This is a genomic window from Rhodococcus sp. ZPP (genome assembly GCF_017656075.1).
GTDB lineage: Bacteria > Actinomycetota > Actinomycetes > Mycobacteriales > Mycobacteriaceae > Rhodococcus_F > Rhodococcus_F oxybenzonivorans.
Genome location: NZ_CP058638.1, coordinates 1958971 through 1978951, shown reverse-complemented (window position 1 = coordinate 1978951; position 19981 = coordinate 1958971). Strand labels below are relative to the sequence as shown.

At 66.7% G+C, this 19981-nt stretch carries 19 protein-coding genes; 9 read left to right on the top strand and 10 right to left on the bottom strand.

Translation table 11 applies throughout. The features are described 5' to 3' along the window. Position 1 precedes the first annotated feature (1 nt). Together HYG77_RS09365 and sepH are read right to left on the bottom strand one after the other, a co-directional pair. Positions 2-793 (bottom strand): hypothetical protein, encoded by a 792-nt coding sequence (locus tag HYG77_RS09365; RefSeq protein ID WP_109327418.1) that lies wholly within the window; start codon positions 791-793, stop codon positions 2-4. 72 nt (positions 794-865) lie between these two features. Then, the gene (gene sepH, locus HYG77_RS09360; protein WP_109334897.1) at positions 866-1723 is read right to left on the bottom strand and encodes a septation protein SepH; all 858 of its coding nucleotides are present in this window, start codon (positions 1721-1723) and stop codon (positions 866-868) included. Between the two features lie 266 nt (positions 1724-1989). Here sepH and HYG77_RS09355 point away from each other — a divergent pair, with 266 nt between their 5' ends. Continuing rightward, the gene (locus tag HYG77_RS09355; protein WP_208962486.1) at positions 1990-2475 is read left to right on the top strand and encodes a nucleoside deaminase; all 486 of its coding nucleotides are present in this window, start codon (positions 1990-1992) and stop codon (positions 2473-2475) included. A gap of 70 nt (positions 2476-2545) precedes the next feature. Here HYG77_RS09355 and serC read toward each other — a convergent pair whose 3' ends face one another. After that, complete coding sequence (serC, locus tag HYG77_RS09350; protein ID WP_109327422.1) at positions 2546-3667, bottom strand: phosphoserine transaminase; 1122 nt, start codon at positions 3665-3667, stop codon at positions 2546-2548. A 41-nt stretch (positions 3668-3708) separates the two neighbouring features. Further along, entirely contained in the window at positions 3709-4839 is a 1131-nt protein-coding gene (locus HYG77_RS09345) for a citrate synthase 2 (protein WP_109327424.1), read from the bottom strand. A gap of 296 nt (positions 4840-5135) precedes the next feature. Between HYG77_RS09345 and pdxH the strand changes: the two genes are divergently transcribed. From pdxH to HYG77_RS09320, 5 genes are all read left to right on the top strand, one after another. Next, positions 5136-5786, top strand: coding sequence for a pyridoxamine 5'-phosphate oxidase (gene pdxH, locus HYG77_RS09340; RefSeq protein ID WP_208963335.1), 651 nt, complete (start codon positions 5136-5138; stop codon positions 5784-5786). Then, a complete protein-coding gene (locus HYG77_RS09335) occupies positions 5783-7072 on the top strand; it encodes an MFS transporter (protein ID WP_208962485.1) in 1290 nt (429 codons plus the stop codon). The genes pdxH and HYG77_RS09335 overlap by 4 nt, the downstream gene beginning before the upstream one ends. Before the next feature lie 41 nt (positions 7073-7113). Next, complete coding sequence (locus tag HYG77_RS09330) at positions 7114-8076, top strand: aldose 1-epimerase family protein (protein WP_109327428.1); 963 nt, start codon at positions 7114-7116, stop codon at positions 8074-8076. A gap of 437 nt (positions 8077-8513) precedes the next feature. Further along, positions 8514-9809: a citrate synthase gene (locus HYG77_RS09325; RefSeq protein ID WP_109327430.1), complete on the top strand. Its 1296-nt coding sequence runs from the start codon at positions 8514-8516 to the stop codon at positions 9807-9809. Positions 9810-9853: 44 nt separating this feature from the next. Beyond that, entirely contained in the window at positions 9854-10216 is a 363-nt protein-coding gene (locus HYG77_RS09320) for an FKBP-type peptidyl-prolyl cis-trans isomerase (protein WP_109327431.1), read from the top strand. Positions 10217-10244: 28 nt separating this feature from the next. Here HYG77_RS09320 and HYG77_RS09315 read toward each other — a convergent pair whose 3' ends face one another. Continuing rightward, positions 10245-11612, bottom strand: coding sequence for a HAMP domain-containing sensor histidine kinase (locus tag HYG77_RS09315; protein ID WP_109327433.1), 1368 nt, complete (start codon positions 11610-11612; stop codon positions 10245-10247). After that, the gene (locus HYG77_RS09310) at positions 11609-12325 is read right to left on the bottom strand and encodes a response regulator transcription factor (protein ID WP_109327435.1); all 717 of its coding nucleotides are present in this window, start codon (positions 12323-12325) and stop codon (positions 11609-11611) included. The genes HYG77_RS09315 and HYG77_RS09310 overlap by 4 nt, the downstream gene beginning before the upstream one ends. 71 nt (positions 12326-12396) lie before the next feature. Here HYG77_RS09310 and HYG77_RS09305 point away from each other — a divergent pair, with 71 nt between their 5' ends. Both HYG77_RS09305 and HYG77_RS09300 read left to right on the top strand, forming a co-directional pair. Then, positions 12397-13314: a mechanosensitive ion channel family protein gene (locus HYG77_RS09305; protein ID WP_109334898.1), complete on the top strand. Its 918-nt coding sequence runs from the start codon at positions 12397-12399 to the stop codon at positions 13312-13314. Positions 13315-13343: 29 nt separating this feature from the next. After that, positions 13344-14684 (top strand): deoxyribodipyrimidine photo-lyase, encoded by a 1341-nt coding sequence (locus tag HYG77_RS09300; protein ID WP_109327437.1) that lies wholly within the window; start codon positions 13344-13346, stop codon positions 14682-14684. Positions 14685-14705: 21 nt separating this feature from the next. On the opposite strand, the gene HYG77_RS09295 is transcribed toward HYG77_RS09300, so the two are convergent. Beyond that, positions 14706-15929, bottom strand: coding sequence for an MFS transporter (locus HYG77_RS09295; RefSeq protein WP_208962484.1), 1224 nt, complete (start codon positions 15927-15929; stop codon positions 14706-14708). Positions 15930-16021: 92 nt separating this feature from the next. On the opposite strand from HYG77_RS09295, the gene HYG77_RS09290 reads away from it, so the two are divergent. Then, positions 16022-16606 carry a TetR/AcrR family transcriptional regulator gene (locus tag HYG77_RS09290; RefSeq protein WP_208962483.1) on the top strand — a complete coding sequence of 195 codons (585 nt, stop codon included), beginning with the start codon at positions 16022-16024 and terminating at the stop codon, positions 16604-16606. 21 nt (positions 16607-16627) lie between these two features. Here the strand turns inward: HYG77_RS09290 and HYG77_RS09285 are convergent, their stop codons facing one another. From HYG77_RS09285 to HYG77_RS09275, 3 genes are all read right to left on the bottom strand, one after another. Next, complete coding sequence (locus HYG77_RS09285; protein WP_208962482.1) at positions 16628-18547, bottom strand: propionyl-CoA synthetase; 1920 nt, start codon at positions 18545-18547, stop codon at positions 16628-16630. An 87-nt stretch (positions 18548-18634) separates the two neighbouring features. Then, on the bottom strand, positions 18635-18802 hold the full coding sequence (locus HYG77_RS09280; protein ID WP_201453514.1) for a hypothetical protein: 168 nt from the start codon (positions 18800-18802) through the stop codon (positions 18635-18637). A gap of 78 nt (positions 18803-18880) precedes the next feature. After that, positions 18881-19945, bottom strand: coding sequence for an alpha/beta hydrolase family protein (locus HYG77_RS09275; protein WP_208962481.1), 1065 nt, complete (start codon positions 19943-19945; stop codon positions 18881-18883). Positions 19946-19981: the final 36 nt, after the last annotated feature.

The following is a 19981-nucleotide window of genomic DNA, read 5'->3' as shown; positions in this document are numbered from 1 at the left end:
TTCAGAAACCGAAATACCTGCGCAGGCGTCCGGGCCTGCGGGTGGCGGAGGGTGGTTCGACGGCAACCGGCACCGGTTCCAGTGCCGGTGCTGATACCGGTTCAGGTTTCGGCGTTTCCGGCTCCTCCACGTCCGCGGCGGGCCCTTCGCCCGGGCGATGCACGGTGAAGGCGACTACCGGGAGGGACTTCGGGTCGAGCTCGGAGTCCTCGCGGGGTCCGGTGTAGCGGAATCCCAGCCAGTTCCGGTTGGCGCCTTCGGCGAACTGTTGTGGGTGGAACGGCAGCGACTGTGGATCGGGAAGAACCCCCGCCGGATAGCGCAGCGGGAACTCGCCCGCCCAGTAAGGTCTTTCCCACACCAGGGGCAGGCCGAGGTCTTCATGGATGTGCACTGGTGTCGCACTGAAGGATCGGGCCATCTTGCCGTTCTCCCACGTCGCGAACGAACCCCACGCGAGGTCGGGCTTGGACGCCACATAATAGATTCGCTCGAATTCCGAGACCGGCAACCGGCTTTCGGGCAGTGTCGACGGGCGGGGAATCGCGAGATCGGCACTGCACACTACGGTGACACCGGGGTAGCAACCGATATACACGGTGCCGTCCTGGTCGACGGCGGACGCCTCGGACAGCGACGCCGAACCGGTCGGCGTGGCCACCAGATCGGGATAGAGCCGGCTGGCGAGTGCCTGGGCGGCATCAGGATCGGATTGTGGGTGTCCACGTAGGACGGTGACCGGATCGGGGGTGTCGACGTACCAGATCGTTGATACCTTCGCCCCCACGGTCATCCCTCTCTTTCGGTGCTTACCTGAAAGAGTACGACCACGACCGTGTTCCCGGCCCGTTCACCGCGCCGGTAATCAGCGTCCGCTGCTGCGAACGCCGAGCAAAACGTCGTCCCACGACGGAAGCGACGGCTTCCCGCGCTTGTCCCTGTTGGAGGTCTGGTGCGGAGCGACCTTCGGTGCGGAGGGCTCGGGCTCGGTGTCTTCGTCGACCGGCTCGGGCACGTCGGTTTCGGCTTCGACGATGCGCTCCGGCTCCGCCGCAGGCGATGGGGATTCCGCCGGGTAGTCGACGAATTCGAGTTGCTCGGGCTCGTCGGACGCCACGGGAGCCAATCCGCGCAGAGGACGGCCGAAGTCGGGATCTATCAGGTCGAACGCGGTGTCGTCGAGCGCGACGATGGTGCCGCCGTGGGCATCCGGCTGGTACCGCCAGTGCGCGGCGTTGGTGGTGCGGCCCGCCTGCCACTGCAGCTGGGCGACCCAGTGGTTGTCCTCGTCACGCCAGGCGTCCCACGTGGCGTCGTCGATGTTGTGTCCGCGCGCCCGGAAAGCCTGGGTGACGATCTCGGCCAGCGTCGGAACGGCAGGGCCGTTGTCGCGGACCGGATGTCCACCCTGCGCCATCTCGGCGGCACGGGAGCGTTCGAGTAGAACCGGGTAGGCGAAGCGTTCCACCTTCGACAGCGGAATGCCGGCCTCGTCAGCCACCTGCTCTACGGAAGCGCCGGCGCGAATGCGGGCCTGGATCTCACGGGGTCTGAGCTGACTGTCCATTTCGATCTCAATCTGGCCGAGTCGAGCGATGTCCCCGCGGGATGCTGCGCGGAGCTTGTCATCGGCGGGAAGCCGGAATTTTTCGCCGGTAGCAGCATCAGCGCACACGACGTGCGAACCATCTGGCTCGAGACCGATCACTCGAAGCTCTCGCACGTTGACCTCCTTATCGCGCCGGCTCGCGACGATGTACCGCGCCAACTGTAATTCATTCGTGACAGCCGATGCGGGAGGACACGCGCGGCCGTGGTGGCGGCACAGAGGATCATGTCCGCGTTACGCTTCGACGTTTCGGAGTCGCGATTCATCCCGGACACCGTCCACCATCCGTCGGGATCGGCTCCCTGGACGTGGTCGTGGCGCGCATACTGATCGGCAGAGCCCGGGAACCGGGAAGTCGGAACAGAAGTGGATCCCCGACGATGAGCCATACCGATGTCGACGACACCGACCTCGCCCATCTGCGGCGCACAATCGAACTGGCCGACGAGACCGGAGACGCGGGCAACAGACCCTTCGGTGCGGTGGCCGTCGGCTCTGATGGACACGTCATCAGTGAGGGCGCCAATTCCGTCGCCACGTCCGGCGACGTCACCGAGCACGCCGAACTCGACGCGATCACCACTGCCTGCGCCGAGGGACGGACAGAGCAGCTCGTCGGCGCCACCATGTACGCCAGCGGTGAGCCTTGCCCGATGTGCAGCGCCGCGATGGTCTGGGCAGGGATCAGGCGGGTCGTCTTCGCCGCGTCGTCCGACGACTTCGGCCGAATCCTCCCGGACGGGCCGCGGTTCGGCCTGCGCTGCTCCGACGTGGTGGAGTCCGCCGACGTCGAGATCGAGGTCAGCGGCCCTCACCTCGGGGACGAGGCTCTGGCTCCGTTCCACCGTTTCCTCGCCACCGACTGAAACCGCCACCGACTGAAAACGACGTCAGCCCCCGGCAGCGCATGCCGGGGGCTGACGTCGATTCAGTTCACTAGCCGAGCTGAGAGACGACCCAGTCGACGCACTTGGTGAGCTGCGTGACGTCCTCGGGGTCGACGGCCGGGAACATGCCGACGCGGAGCTGGTTGCGGCCGAGCTTGCGGTAGGGCTCGGTGTCGACCACACCGTTGGCGCGCAGGATCTTCGCCACCTGGGCGGCGTCGATCTTGTCGTCGAAGTCGATGGTGCCGACCACCTGCGAGCGGTGCGCGGGATCGCTGACGAACGGGGTGGTGTACTCGGTCGCCTCGGCCCACTGGTACAGACGCGAGGACGAATCCGCGGTGCGCGAGGTGGCCCAGTCGAGACCGCCCTGCTTGTTCAGCCACTCGATCTGGTTGGCCAGCAGCAGGAGTGTCGCCACGGCCGGTGTGTTGTACGTCTGATCCTTCGAGCTGTTGTCCACGGCGATGGGCAGCGAGAGGAAGTCGGGGGTCCAGCGACCAGAGTCCTTGATCTCCGCCACCCGTTCGAGGGCCTTCGGGCTCATCAGCGCGATCCACAAACCACCGTCGGCCGCGAAGTTCTTCTGCGGCGCGAAGTAGTAGACGTCGGCATCGGAGACATCGACCGGCAGTCCGCCGGCACCGGAGGTGGCGTCGATGGCGATGAGGGCGTTCTCCGACCCGGCGGGACGGGACACGGGGATCGCGACACCGGTGGACGTTTCGTTGTGTGCCCAGCCGATGAGGTCGACGGACGGGTCGGACACCGGCTCGGGGGCGCTGCCCGGCTCGGCCGACACGACGATCGGATCACCGATGAACGGGTTGTTCTTCGCGACCGACGCGAACTTGGAGCTGAACTCGCCGTTCGTCAGGTGCAGCGACTTCTCCCGGATGAGGCCGAACGCCGCGGCATCCCAGAACGCGGTGGTGCCGCCGTTGCCGAGAACCACCTCGTATCCCTCGGGCAGGGAGAACAGGTCGGCGAGCCCGGAGCGCACGCTGGCGACGACGTCCTTGACGGGCTTCTGGCGGTGGCTGGTGCCGAACACCGAGGAGCCCACCTCCACCAGCGACTGAAGTTGTTCGGGGCGAACCTTGGAGGGTCCGCAGCCGAAACGTCCGTCGGCGGGCAGGAGGTCTGCGGGGATGATCGGTGTGGAGGTCATCGCTACTTTCTGTTCCTTACTGATGTTTCCGGTGAGGGTGTTCAGCTGGTGTGGGCGATCTGGTCCCAGCCCTCGACGGACTCGGGGGTGCGGGGTGCGGGGCCGGTGTAGATGGCGGCGGGGCGGACGAGCTTGCCCAGACGTTTCTGCTCGAGGATGTGGGCGCACCAGCCGGCGGTGCGGCCGCAGGTGAACATCGCGGGCATCATGTGCGCGGGGACCTCGGCGAAATCGAGGATGACCGCGGCCCAGAATTCGACGTTGGTTTCGATGGCCCGGTCGGGGCGGCGCTCGCGGAGTTCGGCGAGGGCGGCCTGCTCGAGGGCGGCGGCGGCCTCGTAGCGGGGGGCGTTCAGGCGTTTGGCGGTGGCGCGCAGCACGCGGGCGCGGGGGTCTTCGGCGCGGTAGACGCGGTGACCGAAGCCCATCAGCTTGTCTTTGCGGTCGAGGATGCCCTTGACCAGGGCGCGGGCGTCGCCGGATTTCTCGGTGTCCTCGATCATCGGCAGGACGCGGGCGGGGGCGCCGCCGTGCAGGGGGCCGGACATGGCGCCGATTGCCCCGGAGAGGGAGGCGGCGACGTCGGCGCCGGTGGAGGCGATGACGCGGGCGGTGAAGGTGGAGGCATTCATGCCGTGTTCGGCGGCGGAGACCCAGTAGGCGTCGATCGCTTCGACGTGGGCGGGGTCGGGTTCGCCCTTCCAGCGGACCATGAATCGTTCGGTGACGGTCTTGGCTTCGTCGATCCGTTTCTGCGGGACGGCGGGCTGGTAGATGCCGCGGGCGGACTGGGCGACGTAGGACAGGGCCATCACGGAGGCGCGGGCGAGTTGTTCGCGGGCGGTGTCGTCGTCGATGTCGAGGAGGGGCTGGTATCCCCAGATGGGGGCGAGCATCGCGAGGCCGGCCTGGACGTCGACGCGGACGTCGCCGGTGTGCACGGGCAGGGGGAAGGGTTCGGCCGGGGGCAGGCCGGGGCCGAAGCGGCCGTCGACGAGCAGTGCCCACACGTTGCCGAAGGTGACGTGCTTGCCGACGAGGTCTTCGATGTCGACGCCGCGGTAGCGCAGGGCGCCGCCGTCCTTGTCGGGTTCAGCGATATCGCTGGTGAAGGCGACCACGCCCTCCAGTCCGCTGACGAAATCCTCCGGTATTGCCGCGCTCGCTGACATAGCTCGTGGACTCTCCTCGTTCGAGTGCCCCCGGTCAGAGCGGCACTGCCTCGGCGTTTCGACAACTGCGCTGATCGTGCGTGCGGGATGGGCAGGCACTCGTTCGTCCGCGCAATCGGCCTCCCACCCTCCTGGTGTCGCGCGGTGGAGGCGACGGTTCAGCAAAGGCGGGTTCGGTCCCCAAAACTTTAGCCGGTGTCACCGGAAGGACAGTCAGTGCATACCCGGGAGTAGCGTTCTCCGCTGTGTCATCAGATGCAGAACAGCCGGGTCCGGCGAACAACGACCTTGCGACGATGCGCGTCGGTTACGGACATCAGGGCATCGCCGGACGGTCCGAAGAGTCCGATCTGGACGCCGAGCAGCTGAATGACGGCTGGCTGCCGTTGATGCGTCGCTGGCTCGAGGACGCTGTGGAGGCGGGAATTCCCGAGCCCAATGCGATGACGCTGGGCACCGTCGACGAACACGGCCATCCCTGCACGCGCACCGTTCTCTGCAAGGGCCTGAGCCCGGCCGGAGTGCTGTTCTTCACCAACTACGAGTCGGACAAGGGGAGGCAGCTCGCCGCCGTTCCGTACGCGTCGGTGACCTTCACCTGGGTGCCGATCGCCAAGCAGATCACCGTTCGCGGTCCCGCCGAACGGGTCAGCGCCGAGGTCACCGACGAGTACTGGCACAGCAGGCCGCGGGGGTCGCGGCTCGGTGCGTGGGCGTCGGAGCAGTCGCGGCCGATCGGCTCGCGGGCCGAACTCGATGCAGCGCTCTTGCACGTCGCCGAACGCTTCGGCGTCGACGTCGACATCCCGGTGCGGCCGAACTGGGGTGGGATCCTCATCCGCCCCGAGGTGGTCGAATTCTGGCAGGGCCGGGCCAACCGGATGCACAACCGAATCCGGACTTCGAGGCACGGGGACCGGTGGACCGTCGAACGGCTGCAGCCATGACCGGACAGGTGACCCGGGATCGTCGGCCCCGAAGGTTCCTCGCAGATACGACGCCACTCGAGAACAAGGACTACCGGCGCCTGTGGACTGCCGGAATTGTCACCGTCATCGGGGGACAGCTCAGCGTGGTCGCGGTTCCCCAGCAGGTCTACGAGATCACGCGCAGCTCCGCGTACGTGGGCCTGACCGGAGCGTTCGCCCTGGTACCGCTGATCGTCTTCGGCTTGTGGGGCGGGGCCCTCGCCGACGTCATGGATCGGCGCACCCTGCTGACGATCACCACGGTGGGACTCGGGGTGACCTCGGTCCTCTTCTGGGTACAGGCGGCGCTCGGCCTGAACAACGTGTGGCTGGTACTCGGACTCCTGGCTCTGCAACAGGCGTTCTTCGCGGTTAATCAGCCCACCCGCAGCGCGATCATCCCGCGGCTGATACCGATGGGGCAGCTGGCGGCGGCCAACTCGCTGAACATGACGGTGATGCAGTTCGGCGCGATCGCCGGACCCCTGCTCGCCGGGGTCATGATTCCTGCCGTCGGCCTGTCGACGCTGTATCTCGTCGATTCGATCGCACTGCTAGCCACCCTGTGGGCGGTACTCCGGCTGCCCGCCATCCCGCCGGTGGGGGAGTCGCGGCGCGCGGGATTCCGGGAAGTGTTCGACGGCTTCGCCTACCTGGCCACCCAGAAGGTGCTGCTCGCGTCGTTCGTGGTCGACATCATTGCCATGGTCTTCGGGATGCCCAGGGCGCTGTTCCCGCAGATCGCCCACGACACCTTCGGTGACCCTGCAACCGGCGGTGTCGCCCTCGGTCTGCTGTTCGCGGCGATGTCCGTGGGGGCGGTCGCCGGTGGTGTGTTCTCCGGCTGGTTGCCGCGGGTGCGCCGACAGGGACTCGCCGTGATCGTGTGCATCGCGCTGTGGGGGCTGGCGATGCTGGGCTTCGGTCTCGTGGTGGGGGTTGCGTCCCCGGGCTCGAGTCCGGTCCTGTTGTGGGCGGCTCTCGCCTTCCTCGCGTTCGGTGGTGCCGTCGACATGGTGTCCGCGGCGTTCCGCAGCACGATGCTCCAGCAGGTGGCCACCGACGAGATGCGCGGACGGTTGCAGGGGGTGTTCATCGTCGTCGTCGCCGGCGGACCCCGCATCGGTGACGTCCTGCACGGCGCTGCCGCCGCTGCAGTCGGAACGAGCGTCGCCGCGGCCGGTGGTGGCGTCCTCGTCGTCGTCGGTGTGGTAATCGCCGCAGTGGCATTCCCGGCGCTGGTGCGATACAAGGTCGCTCGTTAGGTTCCTGTGCCCTGTCACAGATTTCGGGCACACTGTGGTGCATGGGTGAACCGCAGTCGTCGGAATCGAAGAGGTCCACAGCGGGCGGAGTGGAGATCCGAGGAGGCGGCTACCGGGCCGAGATCGCAGTCACGGGGGCTGGGCTGCGACGCCTCGAATGGCACGGCCCGGACGGTCCGCGGGCGCTGACCGAAACCTGGGAACTCGGGTCCAGACCGCCGTTGTCTGCGGGGTTGATCCTCGCCCCGTGGCCCAACCGGATCCGTGACGGTCATTTCGTCTTCGACGGTATCGAACATCAACTCGAGATTACGGACACGGAGTTCGGCAACGCCAGTCACGGCTTCGTCCGTCGCCGGGACTGGCGTGTCGTCAGCCGCGCCGAGAACCGTGTGGAGATGTCGATCGATGTGGGACTTCACAAGGGCTGGCCGTATCCGCTGCGGGTGACCGTCGAATATGCTCTCGAGGCTTCGGGCCTGACGGTCACACACACCGCCACCAATACCGGGGCAATTCCGGCGCCGTTCGGCTTGGGAATGCACTCGTACGTCCGCGTCGGTGACGTTCCGCTCGACGACTGCACGCTCCGCCTGTCCGCAGGCACCCGGTTGCCGCTCGACGACCGCCGGTTGCCGAACGGTGGTTCGCAGGCTGTTGCGGGCAGCGACTACGACTTCACCAGTCCCCGCCCCCTCGCCGGGGTGTCGCTCGACACGCCGTTCAGCGCGCTGGACGTCGACCCGGACGGTAGGTCCCGGCACGAACTGCGTGCCCCGGACGGCACCGGAACCATGCTGTGGGCTAGCCGCGAGTTCGGTTGGCTGCAGGCCTTCATCGCCGATCCGGCGGACGGCAAGCCCTATCCGGGCCGCGGACGGGCGCTGGCCCTCGAACCGATGACCTGTCCACCGGATTCGTTCAACTCCGGCATCGACCAATTGGTGCTCGCCCCCGGGCAGCGTTGGTCCGGCCGGTGGGGCATGACCGCAGTGGGTTCCTGACGGTCCGGTCCGCGACGACAAGCGTCCACAGAGTGAGACGGTGTAACACCGGCAGCGCATCGCTCGATAAGTTCCGCGGGGTTCTTCTGTTGCCGTGTCCGGGTCCGGTCGAGGGCCGTATTACTACGGCAGGTCTCCTCACCGCTTTCCCGGCATGATTGTGCGTTTGCTCATTGTCGACGCCATCGATGCAGGTAACGCCGCCTCTTCTTCCTCCGGCGGCCACCGGCCGTTCATCTCGGCAGCTCGCACCGCACGAAATGTCTCATCCTCGCGGCGGTACTCCGCTCGTCGCCACCATCGTCTCGCCACATTCGGCGGCGGGGGCGGGTTGCGGCCTTTCCGTGGACCCTCCTGCAGCATGCGGGCTGGAGTGGGACTAGTTTCTACCTGAATGAAGTTGTTACTCATTGGTTTGAGCTTGAGAGGGATGCTTCGTGCCTGACAATGACACAAAGCCCACGCTTACCTACCCTGGTGGTGAGCACACGATGTCCATTGCCAGGGCAACCGAGGGCAATGACGGTATCGAACTGGGCAAGCTGCTGGCCAGCACCGGGTACACCACCCTGGACCCGGGTTTCGTCAATACCGCCTCCACCAGCTCCGCGATCACCTACATCGACGGTGAGCACGGGATTCTCCGCTACCGCGGTTACCCGATCGAGCAGCTGGCCGGAAAGTCCACGTTCATCGAGGTCAGCTACCTGCTGATCTACGGTGAGCTGCCGACCGCAACGCAGCTCGAGTCGTTCACCGACCGGATTCGCCGGCACACGTTGCTGCACGAAGACCTCAAGAGGTTCTTCGACGGGTTCCCCCGCAACGCGCACCCGATGCCTGTTCTCTCCAGTGCTGTGAACGCGCTCTCGGCCTACTACCAGGACTCCCTGGATCCGGCCGATCCCGAGCAGGTCGAACTGTCGACCATCCGCCTTCTGGCGAAGCTGCCCACCATCGCGGCATATGCGTACAAGAAGTCCGTCGGACAGCCGTTCCTGTACCCGGACAACTCGCTGAACCTTGTCGAGAACTTCCTTCGGATGACGTTCGGATTCCCCGCGGAGCCGTACGAGATCGACCCGGAGATCGCCAAGGCACTCGACATGCTGCTGATCCTGCACGCCGACCACGAGCAAAACTGCTCGACGTCGACGGTGCGCCTCGTCGGATCGTCGGACGCGAACCTCTTCACCTCCATCTCCGGCGGCATCAACGCACTCTGGGGCCCGCTGCACGGCGGCGCAAACCAGGCGGTCCTCGAGATGCTCGACGAGATCAAGGCCAGCGGCAGCAACGCAGGCGATTTCGTCCGCAAGGTCAAGAACAAGGAAGACGGCGTGAAGCTCATGGGCTTCGGGCACCGCGTCTACCGCAATTACGATCCGCGTGCGGCCATCGTGAAGCAGACCGCGCACACCATTCTCGACAAACTCGGTGGCGACGACGAACTGCTCGACATCGCGATGGCACTGGAAGAGGCGGCGCTCACCGACGACTACTTCGTCGAGCGCAAGCTGTACCCCAACGTCGACTTCTACACCGGCCTCATCTACCGCGCCATGGGCTTCCCCACGCGCATGTTCACCGTCTTGTTCGCCATGGGCCGGTTGCCCGGGTGGATTGCACACTGGCGGGAGATGCACGAGGATCCCGCTACGAAGATCGGCCGTCCGCGCCAGATCTACACCGGCTACACCGAGCGCGACTACAAGGACGTCACAAGCCGCTGATCTGCGACCTGTGCCGAACAGACAGCCCTCACCGAGGAGGACACATGACTAAGCCTGAGATCGAGTTCCAGGAGGGACCCGCCCCGACCGACCTGGTCATCAAGGATCTGGTGGTCGGCGAAGGCGCCGAGGCCGTTCCGGGGGGCACCGTCGACGTGCACTATGTCGGCGTCGAGTTCGAGTCCGGCGAGGAGTTCGACTCTTCGTGGAGTCGCGGGGAGTCCATCCAGTTCCCGCTGCGCGGTCTCATCAAAGGCTGGCAGGACGGCATCCCCGGCATGAAGGTCGGCGGACGTCGTCAGCTCACCATCCCGCCGGAGCTGGCCTACGGCCCGGCCGGCGCCGGACACCAGCTGTCCGGCAAGACCCTGGTGTTCGTGATCGATCTGCTGGACGCCAAGGAATAGTTTTCCGCTTAACGGCACAAGTCCCGCTTCACCTCGGTGAGGCGGGACTTGTCGCATTCTGCGCCGGAAGGTGCGGCATCGGATGTGCGTCGGCCGAGTGCAGCTCCACGACCAACCGGGCACCACCGAGCGGGCTGTCCTCGAAGTGCGCCCGCCCGCCGTGCAGCGCTGCCTGTTGAGCAACGAGCGCGAGGCCGAGTCCCGATCCGCTGCTGGTGGCGTTGGTGCCGCGGTGGAACCGCTCGAACACCTGAGTCCGCTCGGCGTCCGGTACGCCGGAACCGTTGTCGTCGACGGTGATGACGGTGGCGTCGTCCACGGCTCTCAGTGTGATCCGGACCGCTGTGGCACCCCCGTGCCGGACGGCGTTGGTGATCGCATTGTCCAGTGTCAGCCGCAGTCCGCCGGGCATCCCGCGGACGGTCAGCGGAACTGCGTCGACGGTGACCTGCAGTCCGGGATGGTGTCGCATCGCATCGTCGGCCGCCAGATCGCAGATGTCGACGAGGTCGCAGTCCACGAAGTCCTGGTCGGTGGACAATTCTCCGCGGGCCAGCCGCTCCAGGTCCGACAGGGTCGATTCCACACGGCCCTGGGCGCGAATCAGATCGCGAAAAATTTCGTGCTGCTGCGCGGCCGTCAGCTGATGCGTGGTGAGCACCTCGAGGTCGGTGCGCATCGCGGTGAGCGGCGTGCGCAGTTCGTGGGCGGATACGGCGGCGAAGTCACGCGCGGTGGCCAGGGCGGCGGTGGTGGCGTCCTGTGCCTCGGCGACATCGCGCAACATCGACTCCGCCGCGGAGGCCAGTTCGTCTGCCTCGCGCACCCCTGAGGACGCGGGCGTCAACTCGGGGTCGCGGCGAACGATGCGGCCGGTGAGGTCGACCAGGGGGCGAACCGCCCGGCCACCGAACAACCAGCCGAGGCCACTGGCTGCGGCCACGGCCAGGACACCGACGAGGGCCACCTGGCGCTGCTGTTCGGTGGTGACGTCCTGGGCCTCCGAGTACGGGACGGCGAGTGAGATCCGGGTCCCCAGGAAGGGTGTCGTCGCCGTGAACGCCCGATACTTCGTGCCGTTGACGTCGACGGACTCCCACCCCGGTTCGAGCGGTGGCAGCCGGGTGGGGGTGCTCACCAGAACGGTGTCGCCGCCCGCGGACCGGATGGTGATCGCGAAGGCGCCCTTGTCGCCCAGCGCGCCGAGGAACAGTCCTGCTGTCGCCGCGTTGGGAACCAGCACGTCGGACGCCGTTTCGAGCCGTCGGTCGAGTTGGGACAAGTTGTTCCTGTTGATCGCGAGCGCCACCAGGATGCCCAACGCCACGACGATTATGGTCGCCCCGAGCGCCGTGGCCGCCGCGACACGGGTCCGGAGCGAGAACGAGCGCTTCACGACGGTTCCCGCAACACGAACCCGACGCCACGCACGGTGTGCAGGATGCGCGGTTGGCCCTCGGTTTCGAACTTGCGCCGCAGATACCCGACGAAGACGTCCACGACATTGGTGTCGGCCACGAAGTCGTATCCCCACACCAGTTCCAGTAGTCGTTCGCGGCTCAGGACGATGCCGACGTTGCGGGCGAGGACCTCGAGCAGTTCGAACTCCCGCTTGGTCAGGGTTATTTCGTGGCCCGCGAGGAAGACTCGGCGCGCCGAGACGAAGATCTCGAGGGCACCGACGCGGATCGGCGGAGCCGCGGGGGTATCGGCTGCGGGGGGCGTGGTCGCACCGCGCCGCCGGAGCATTGCCCGGATCCGGGCGATCAACTCCGCCAGGACGAACGGTTTGACCAGGTAGTCGTCCGCTCCCGACTCCAGCCCGGAGATGCGGTCGTCGACGGTGTCGCGGGCACTGAGTACACAGATCGGGATGTCGTTGTTCATTGCGCGGAGCGCGGTCACGACACCGGTTCCGTCGATGACGGGCATGTTCATGTCGAGGACCATCGCGTCGGGGCGTCGCTCGCTGACCACTCGGAGGGCGTCGGCTCCGTCGACTGCGGTGAGAACGGTGAATCCGGACAGGCGCAGACCACGTTCGAGCGAAGTCCGCACGTCCTCGTCGTCGTCGACGACGAGAACACTGGCTGAGTCGGTGGCGGTCACTCCTGCATTGTGCCGTGAGGAGGAGGTGGATGGCGGTGGTCCGGTCGTGTCCGTCCGTACACTCGGGTGCGATGTTTTCTTCGCTACTGGCATTCGAACTGACCGAAACCAACCGTGACTGGCTGATTCACCGCCCGGCCGAGATCGCGATCTACGTCGTTCTCGCGCTGGCCCTGCGGTTCACCCTGCACCGGCTCATCGACCGGATGACCCGGCAGCGGACTGCCACCGACAAACCGGCGATGCTTCGCCCTCTGCGTGAGCGAGCGCCGAGAGGCATCAAGGAAGTGATGGCGAACGAACGCCGAGCGCAGCGTGCCACGACGATCGGGTCGGTACTCAAATCCGCGGTGTCGATCGTCGTTCTCATCTGGGGCGTGTTGCAGATCCTGGGCATTCTGGGGGTGAATGTCGCCCCGTTCATCGCGTCCGCCGGTGTGATCGGTCTCGCACTGGGATTCGGTGCGCAGAACCTCGTCCGCGACTTTCTGTCGGGCATGTTCATGCTGCTCGAGGATCAGTACGGCGTGGGCGACGTGGTCGATCTCGGTGAGGCCGTGGGAACCGTGGAGACGGTGGGCTTGCGGGTCACCACGATCCGCGACGTCAACGGCACCCTGTGGTACTGCCGCAACGGTGAAATCGTCCGGGTCGGCAACATGAGTCAGGGATACGCGGTGGCGGTGGTGGATCTGCCGATCGCGCATGCGGCCAACGTTCAGCGGGCATGTGAGGTGGCCCTCGACGCCATCCTGGAGGCGTCGCGAAGTGACGCGATCGAGGCGGACGTGCTGGAAACGCCCGAGATGCTGGGTGTCAATGCCGTGACCGCCGAATCGGTGACGCTCCGCATCACCGCCCGCACCAAGCCGGGACGGCAGTGGGCGGTGCAGCGCACGTTCGCGCGGGCGGCTCTCGCGGCGTTCGAGAAGTACGACATCGATGCGCCGTACCTGTCGATCGTGTCGGCGGCCCGCATGGACGCCTGACGGCGTTGCGTTTCAGTACCGTGGCAGGCATGGACACGGCACTGGTCTGGTTCCGGCGCGACCTCAGGCTCGGCGATCTTCCGACCTTGCACACCGTCGCCGAGGCGGGGGCTCGCGCGCTCGGCCTGTTCGTGCTCGACGAGAAGCTGCTCCACCCCGCGGGCGGCCCGCGCCGGGATTTTCTTTACCGCAGCCTGACTGCGCTCGACGACCAACTCGGGGGGCGGCTGCTGGTAGTGCACGGCGCTCCTGCCGACGTGGTCCCAGCGGTTGCCGAGGCGGTGTCGGCGGGTGAGGTTCACGTGAGCGCCGACTTCGGTCCCTACGGCCGCGAGCGTGATGCAGCGGTTGCCGAGCGCACCGAACTGGTGGCCACCGGATCGCCCTATGCCGTGGCACCGGGGAGGGTCAGCAAGGCGGACGGCGAACCGTATCGCGTGTTCACTCCGTACTTCAGGCAATGGCTCGACCACGGGTGGCGTGCGCCGATCGACACCGGTGCCGCGACGGTCGACTGGATCGAACCGGACGACGTCCCCGTCCGACGGGCAGCAATTCCCCAGCCGGAGTCCGAGGGCGTGGCCGCGGGGGAGTCGGAGGCTTTGCGAAGGTGGGCAGAGTTCCTGGAGGACGAACTCGACTCCTACGACGATGCCCGCAACCGTCCCGACCTCGACGCGACGAGCCGGATGTCGGTGTACCTGAAGTACGGCAACATCCATCCCCGCACCATGCTCCGCGATCTTTCACGCCGCCCCGGTAAGGGGGTCGAAGCGTACCGGCGTCAGTTGGCTTGGCGAGATTTCTACGCCGACATCCTTTTTCAACGCCCAGACAGTGCGCGCGGCAATTACGACCGCAAGTTCGACGCGATCCGACTCGATTCCGGCCCCGACGCCGACGAGGCGTTCGCCGCGTGGTGCGAGGGAAGAACCGGGTTCCCGATCGTCGATGCGGGAATGCGTCAGCTCCGAGCCGAGGCGTGGATGCACAACCGGGTGCGCATGATCGTCGCGTCGTTCCTGGTGAAAGACCTGCACCTGCCGTGGTGGCGTGGAGCGCGCTACTTCATGGACCGCCTGGTCGACGGCGATCTGGCCAACAATCAGCACGGCTGGCAGTGGACGGCGGGAACAGGCACCGATCCCTCCCCGTACTTCCGGGTGTTCAACCCGATCACCCAGGGCGAGAAGTTCGATCCCGACGGCTCCTACGTGCGCAAGTGGGTGCCGGAGCTTCGCGGCATCCCGGGCCGCGCCGTCCATTCGCTGAAAGCCCTTCGGCCCGAGGGGTACCCGGAGCCCATCGTCGACCACGGCCTCGAGCGGCAGGAGTCCCTCGCCCGCTACGGCGAAATCAAGGCCCCGTGAGTACTTGTTAACAGCGGGCGGTTAAGAAGTACTCACAGGCGCTGGGCGCACAAGGAGGCCGAGGAAGGCGGCCCCGGCGAGCAGGATGACGAGTCCGCCGTAGAGGCGGGTGGTGTCGACCAATCCGACCTCGCCGACCAGGTAGCCGGCGAGGAGCGCCGGGACACTGTTGGCCAGGTAGGCGATCACGTAGATGGTCGAGAGCAGACCCGCCCGCTCGTGGGGCGCGGCCAGGGGCATCACGGTATGGATTGTGCCCTGGAAGCCGGCGCCGAAGCCGACCCCCGCGATGGCTGTTCCTGCCAGGACGATTGCTGCAGAGGATATTTCGGCGCCGACGAGTGTGACGGCCACACCGGCGATCAGCGCAGAGGTGCCGACGAGCAGCACTCGCCGCGCCGCCACGTTGCGTAGTACGAAGACGGCGATCGCCCCGGTTCCCGTCAGTGTTGCCACCATGATGGCGCCGATCAACGAGGTGTGGACGTCCAAGGCGTTGCGGGCGAGTGAGGGGCCGAGCGACAGGTAGAAACCGCCGAGGGCCCATACGGCGATCAGGCACGGCCCCGTGAGGACGAGCATGCCGAGAGCGGGGGACGGTACCGCGAGCGTCGGGCGCATCGAGGCCAGTGCGCCCTGCCGCCGCACGGCCGTTTCCGGTGCCGCCCAGATACCCAGGAGCTCGAGGACGAAGAGCGCGAGGAAGACGAGGAACACGGTGCTGGTCGGACGCGGAAGGTGCTCGCTGATCAGACTCGATCCGATGGCGCCGACCGCGAGACCCACCGTGGGCGCGATGCTGTTGACGGTGGAACCGCGGCCGGGTCTGCGCTCGAGGTCGATGAGGGTCGATCCGAGCGCGCTGATCGCGGCACCGGTCGCAAAGCCTTGCACGACCCGGGCTGCCAGGAGAAGCCCGAGGCTCTCGGCTGAGGCGAACATGGCCATCGCGACCGCCTCGAAGGCCAGCGCGGTGACGAGCACGGGGCGTCGGCCGATGTAATCCGAGAGAGAACCGACGGTGAGCAGGGCCAACAGCAGACTTACGGCATAGATCCCGAAGACCAGGGTGGATTGCAGGGACGAGAAGCCCCAGTGGCTCTGGTAGAGCTCGTAGAGGGGTGTCGGTGCCGCAGACGCTCCGAGCAGGGTGGCGATCACCACGGCGACGAGCGTGAACGCTGCGCCGCGGCCGAGTGTGGGTCGCGACTTCGGTGGAGCGTCGGGTGCGGCAAGGGTCGTCATGCGGTACTCCCAGCTTTAAAGCAAAGCGTTTGCATTTATGAACGTACGCTGCCGTCATTCTTAATGCAAAGATTTCGCGTTAGTATGGGCTCATGAGCCCGGTCACAGGTCCACGCCCCGGTGGGCGCAGCGCCCGCATCCAGCAAGCGGTGCACGCGTCCACTCGCAAGCTGCTCGACGAGCGCGAGCGAGGGGACATCACCGTCCCGATGATCGCGGCCGACGCCGGCGTCACCCCGTCCACCATCTACCGGCGCTGGGGCGACATCACCGAGGTGTTCGCCGACGTGGCGATCGAGAGACTGCGGCCCGAGACGCCCCCGCGGGAGACCGGCAGTGTGCGCGGTGACCTCGTTGCGTGGGCTCAGGAGTATCTGGAGGAGATGTCCTCGCCGGTGGGCCGGGCCGCGCTGCGCGACATCGTGATGAGTGGTGACGTGGGCCGCCCCGACAACGGCACGAACCAGTACAAGTGCGCGGCATTCTGCCGGAGTCAGATCAACGCCATTCTGGAACGGGACGCACGGTTTTCAGGGGCGCCGGGTGCCGTCGGGGGCGTGATCGACCACGTCGTCGCGCCGATCGTCTATCGCATTCTGTTCGATCAGGATCCGCTCGCGGAGGACCGCATCGAGGCACTCGTCGATTCCGCCCTCGATGCGGTCGTTCACGCCTGACGCGCGCGTTACCTGGAGACGTCAGTCCCGCAGCTGCTTCTCGAGCGCCTCGAGCACGGCGACATCCTCGATGGTGGAGGGCACGGTATACCGCTCGTGGTCGGCGATCTGACGCATCGTCTTACGCAGTATCTTGCCCGAGCGCGTCTTCGGCAGGGCTCCCACGACGGTGACGTCCCGGAACGTTGCGACCGCGCCGATCTGCTCGCGCACCATCGCAACCAATTCGGCGCGCAGTGTTTCCGGGTCGATGTCGACACCGGCCTTGAGGACCACGTAGCCGCTGGGCCGCTGTCCCTTCAGCTCGTCGCGGATCCCGACCACCGCGCACTCGGCCACGGCCGGATGTCCCGCGACCACGGCTTCGATGCTGCCGGTCGAGAGCCGATGGCCGGCCACGTTGATGACGTCGTCGCTGCGGCCGAGGACGAACACGTACCCGTCCTCGTCGATGTACCCGGAGTCGCCGGTGAGGTAGTAGCCGTCGAAGGTGGCGAGGTAGGACTTCACGAACCGGTCCGGGTCGCGCCACAGTCCGGTCAAGGTTCCGGGCGGGAGGGGAAGCCCGATCACGATATTGCCTTCGGTGCCTGCCGGAACGACGTGACCCTCACCGTCGACCACCTCGACGCGATAACCAGGCACGGGCACGGTGGGGGAGCCGGCTTTGACGGGCATGGGTTCGAGCCCGCGCAGATTGGCGCAGATGGCCCAGCCCGTTTCCGTCTGCCACCAGTGGTCGACCACCGGGAGGCCGAGAACCCGGGTGGCCCACGCATAGGTGTCGGGGTCGAGGCGCTCGCCGGCGGCGAACAGCGTCTTCAACGACGAGATATCGTATTTGGCAATCTCTTTCGCTTCGGGGTCGGCCTTGCGGACTGCCCGGATCGCGGTCGGGGCGGTGAACAGTGCGGCTACCCCGTGGTCGGAGATCACCCGCCAGAACGCCCCGGCGTCGGGAGTGCCCACCGGTTTGCCCTCGTACAGCACTGAGGTGGCACCGGCCAGCAACGGGCCGTAGACGATGTACGAATGACCGACCACCCAGCCCACGTCGGAGGCGGTCCACCACACATCACCCGGGCCGATGTCGTAGACGTTGGTCATCGACCAGGTCAGGGCCACCGCATGCCCGCCGTTGTCCCGGACCACGCCCTTCGGCTTACCTGTGGTTCCGGACGTATAGAGGATGTACAGCGGATCCGTGGCAGCGACGGGAACCGGCTGAACGGGCGAGGCATCGGCGGCGAGGGCGTCCCAGTCGAACCAGGAGGCTCCGTCGTTGCGGTAGTCGGCGGCCGATCCCGGTACCTGCTCGCGATTCTTGACGATCACCGTATGCGGTGGAGTGCTCGACAATTCGAGCGCCTTCGCCACCATCGGCAGGTATTCGACGGTGCGCCCCGGCTCGAGCCCGCCCGATGCCGTGACCAGCACAACCGGTCCGGCGTCGTCGATCCGTGTCGCCAGCTCCTTCGCCGCGAAACCCCCGAACACCACCGAGTGGACGGCGCCGATGCGGGCGCAGGCGAGCATTGCGACGGCGGCCTCGGGGATCATCGGCATGTAGACGATCACCCGGTCGCCGGCCACCACGCCCTGTGCGGCGAGGACGCCGGCGAACCGGGACACTTCGTCGAGCAGCTGTGCGTACGTGTATGTGCGGGAAGCCTCGGGTGCCATTGCCGAGTCGTAGATCAGGGCGTCCTGATCACCTCGCCCGTCCCGCACGTGCCGGTCGAGAGCGTTGAAGCAGGTGTTCAGCCGCGCGTCCGGGAACCAGCGATACATCGGGGCGGACGAATCGTCGAGGGCGCGCGTCGGTTCCTCGACCCACTCGACTGCCGTTGCGGCCGCCAGCCAGAACTCCTCGGGACGTTCGACGCTCTCGCGGTAGACGTCTGCGTACGTACGTCCGGCGCTCGCTGTCGGGGAGCTCATCGATGTTCGTCCTCTCGCCGTTCACCTTGTGACCTGAAACACCCTATGCGATGGCGGGTGGACGTCGGTGGACGGCGCGGCGCGGGGTCAGTCCATACCGCGCCAACCCACGACATCGGGGTCGTCGTCGGCTGGAGGTTCGGGATCGCGCCATTCTTCCGCGCGCGTGGGTTTGTTGCCGCGGATCATTCCTTCTGTCTCGTGCTTCATTTCGTCGTCCTGCCGAGGTCCGTGTTTGGCGCTCGCGCGTTCCATGTGCTCGTCCTTCCTCTCGGTCCGCGCCGGATACCCGACGGGGCGAGAGGCGAAACGGGAGTTCCGCCGGATCCGGCGCTAGATGCCGAGCGAGGACGCGATCATCGGCCAGGAGTTGTGCAGGTCGTCCTGCCAGTAGCCCCACGAGTGGGTGCCGGTGGGATGGAAGTCGAACGTGGCGGGGATTCCCAGTGAGTTCAGCCGGTCGGCCAGCCGGTAGGTGCACTGGTTCGTCCCCGCTTCGATGATTCCGCCTACGATCACCTGGTTGGCCAGGACGCCTACGTCCCCGTTGACGTCCGGACCGTTCAGCGTGTCGTGGTGGCCGGGCAGGCCGGTACCGTTGCTGATGTAGAGGTCGATGCCCCGCAATTTTTCGGCGTTGACGACGGGGTCGTTGGCCACCCAGTCCGGATCGCCCGGGGGTCCCCACATGTTCTCGACGTCTCCGCCGCGGGCGCTGACCACGAAGGTGACGTAATCTCGGCCGGGCTGGGTGCTCGTCTCGGCGCACCCGCTGTAGGAGCCGACCGCCCGATACAGCGAGGGGGCGGACTGGGCGAGACTCAGCACCGAAGTGCCCGACATCGACAGTCCCGCAATGGCATTCTCGCCGGTCGTTCCCAGTGTGGCGTCGACGATCGGGGGAAGTTCCTCGGTGAGGAAGGTGGTCCATTTGTTGAGGCCGAGAGTGGGATCGGGCTTCTGCCAGTCGGTGTAGTAACTGAACGCGCCGCCGACAGGGGTGACGACATTGACGTTCTTGTCGGCGAAGAAGCTGACCACGTCAGTCTTGGCCTTCCAGGTTGCCGAGTCCTGCCCGCCACCGGCACCGTTGAGTAGGTACAAGGTAGGGCGAGGCACGCTGGCGTCTGCCGGACGAATCACCTCGAGGAGAATCACTTTCTCCATCGCCGCCGAGTAGACGTACATGTTCAATTGACGGCCGTCGATCTCCTCGATGCGGTCGAGAACGGATCCGTCCGCCGAGGCCGGCTTGTCGGTGGGAAGAGTTCGCCACTCGTCGGCCGACGCTACGGCCACCTGACCGAACAGGCTCGACGAGGCGACGACAGCGACAATCAGGAGCGCCCGACAGCGTCCGATCATCGGGTGCGCCCGACGGTGTCCGATCGCGCTCATGGCCGCTCCTCGTGCTCGACTGCACTGCCCGACTAC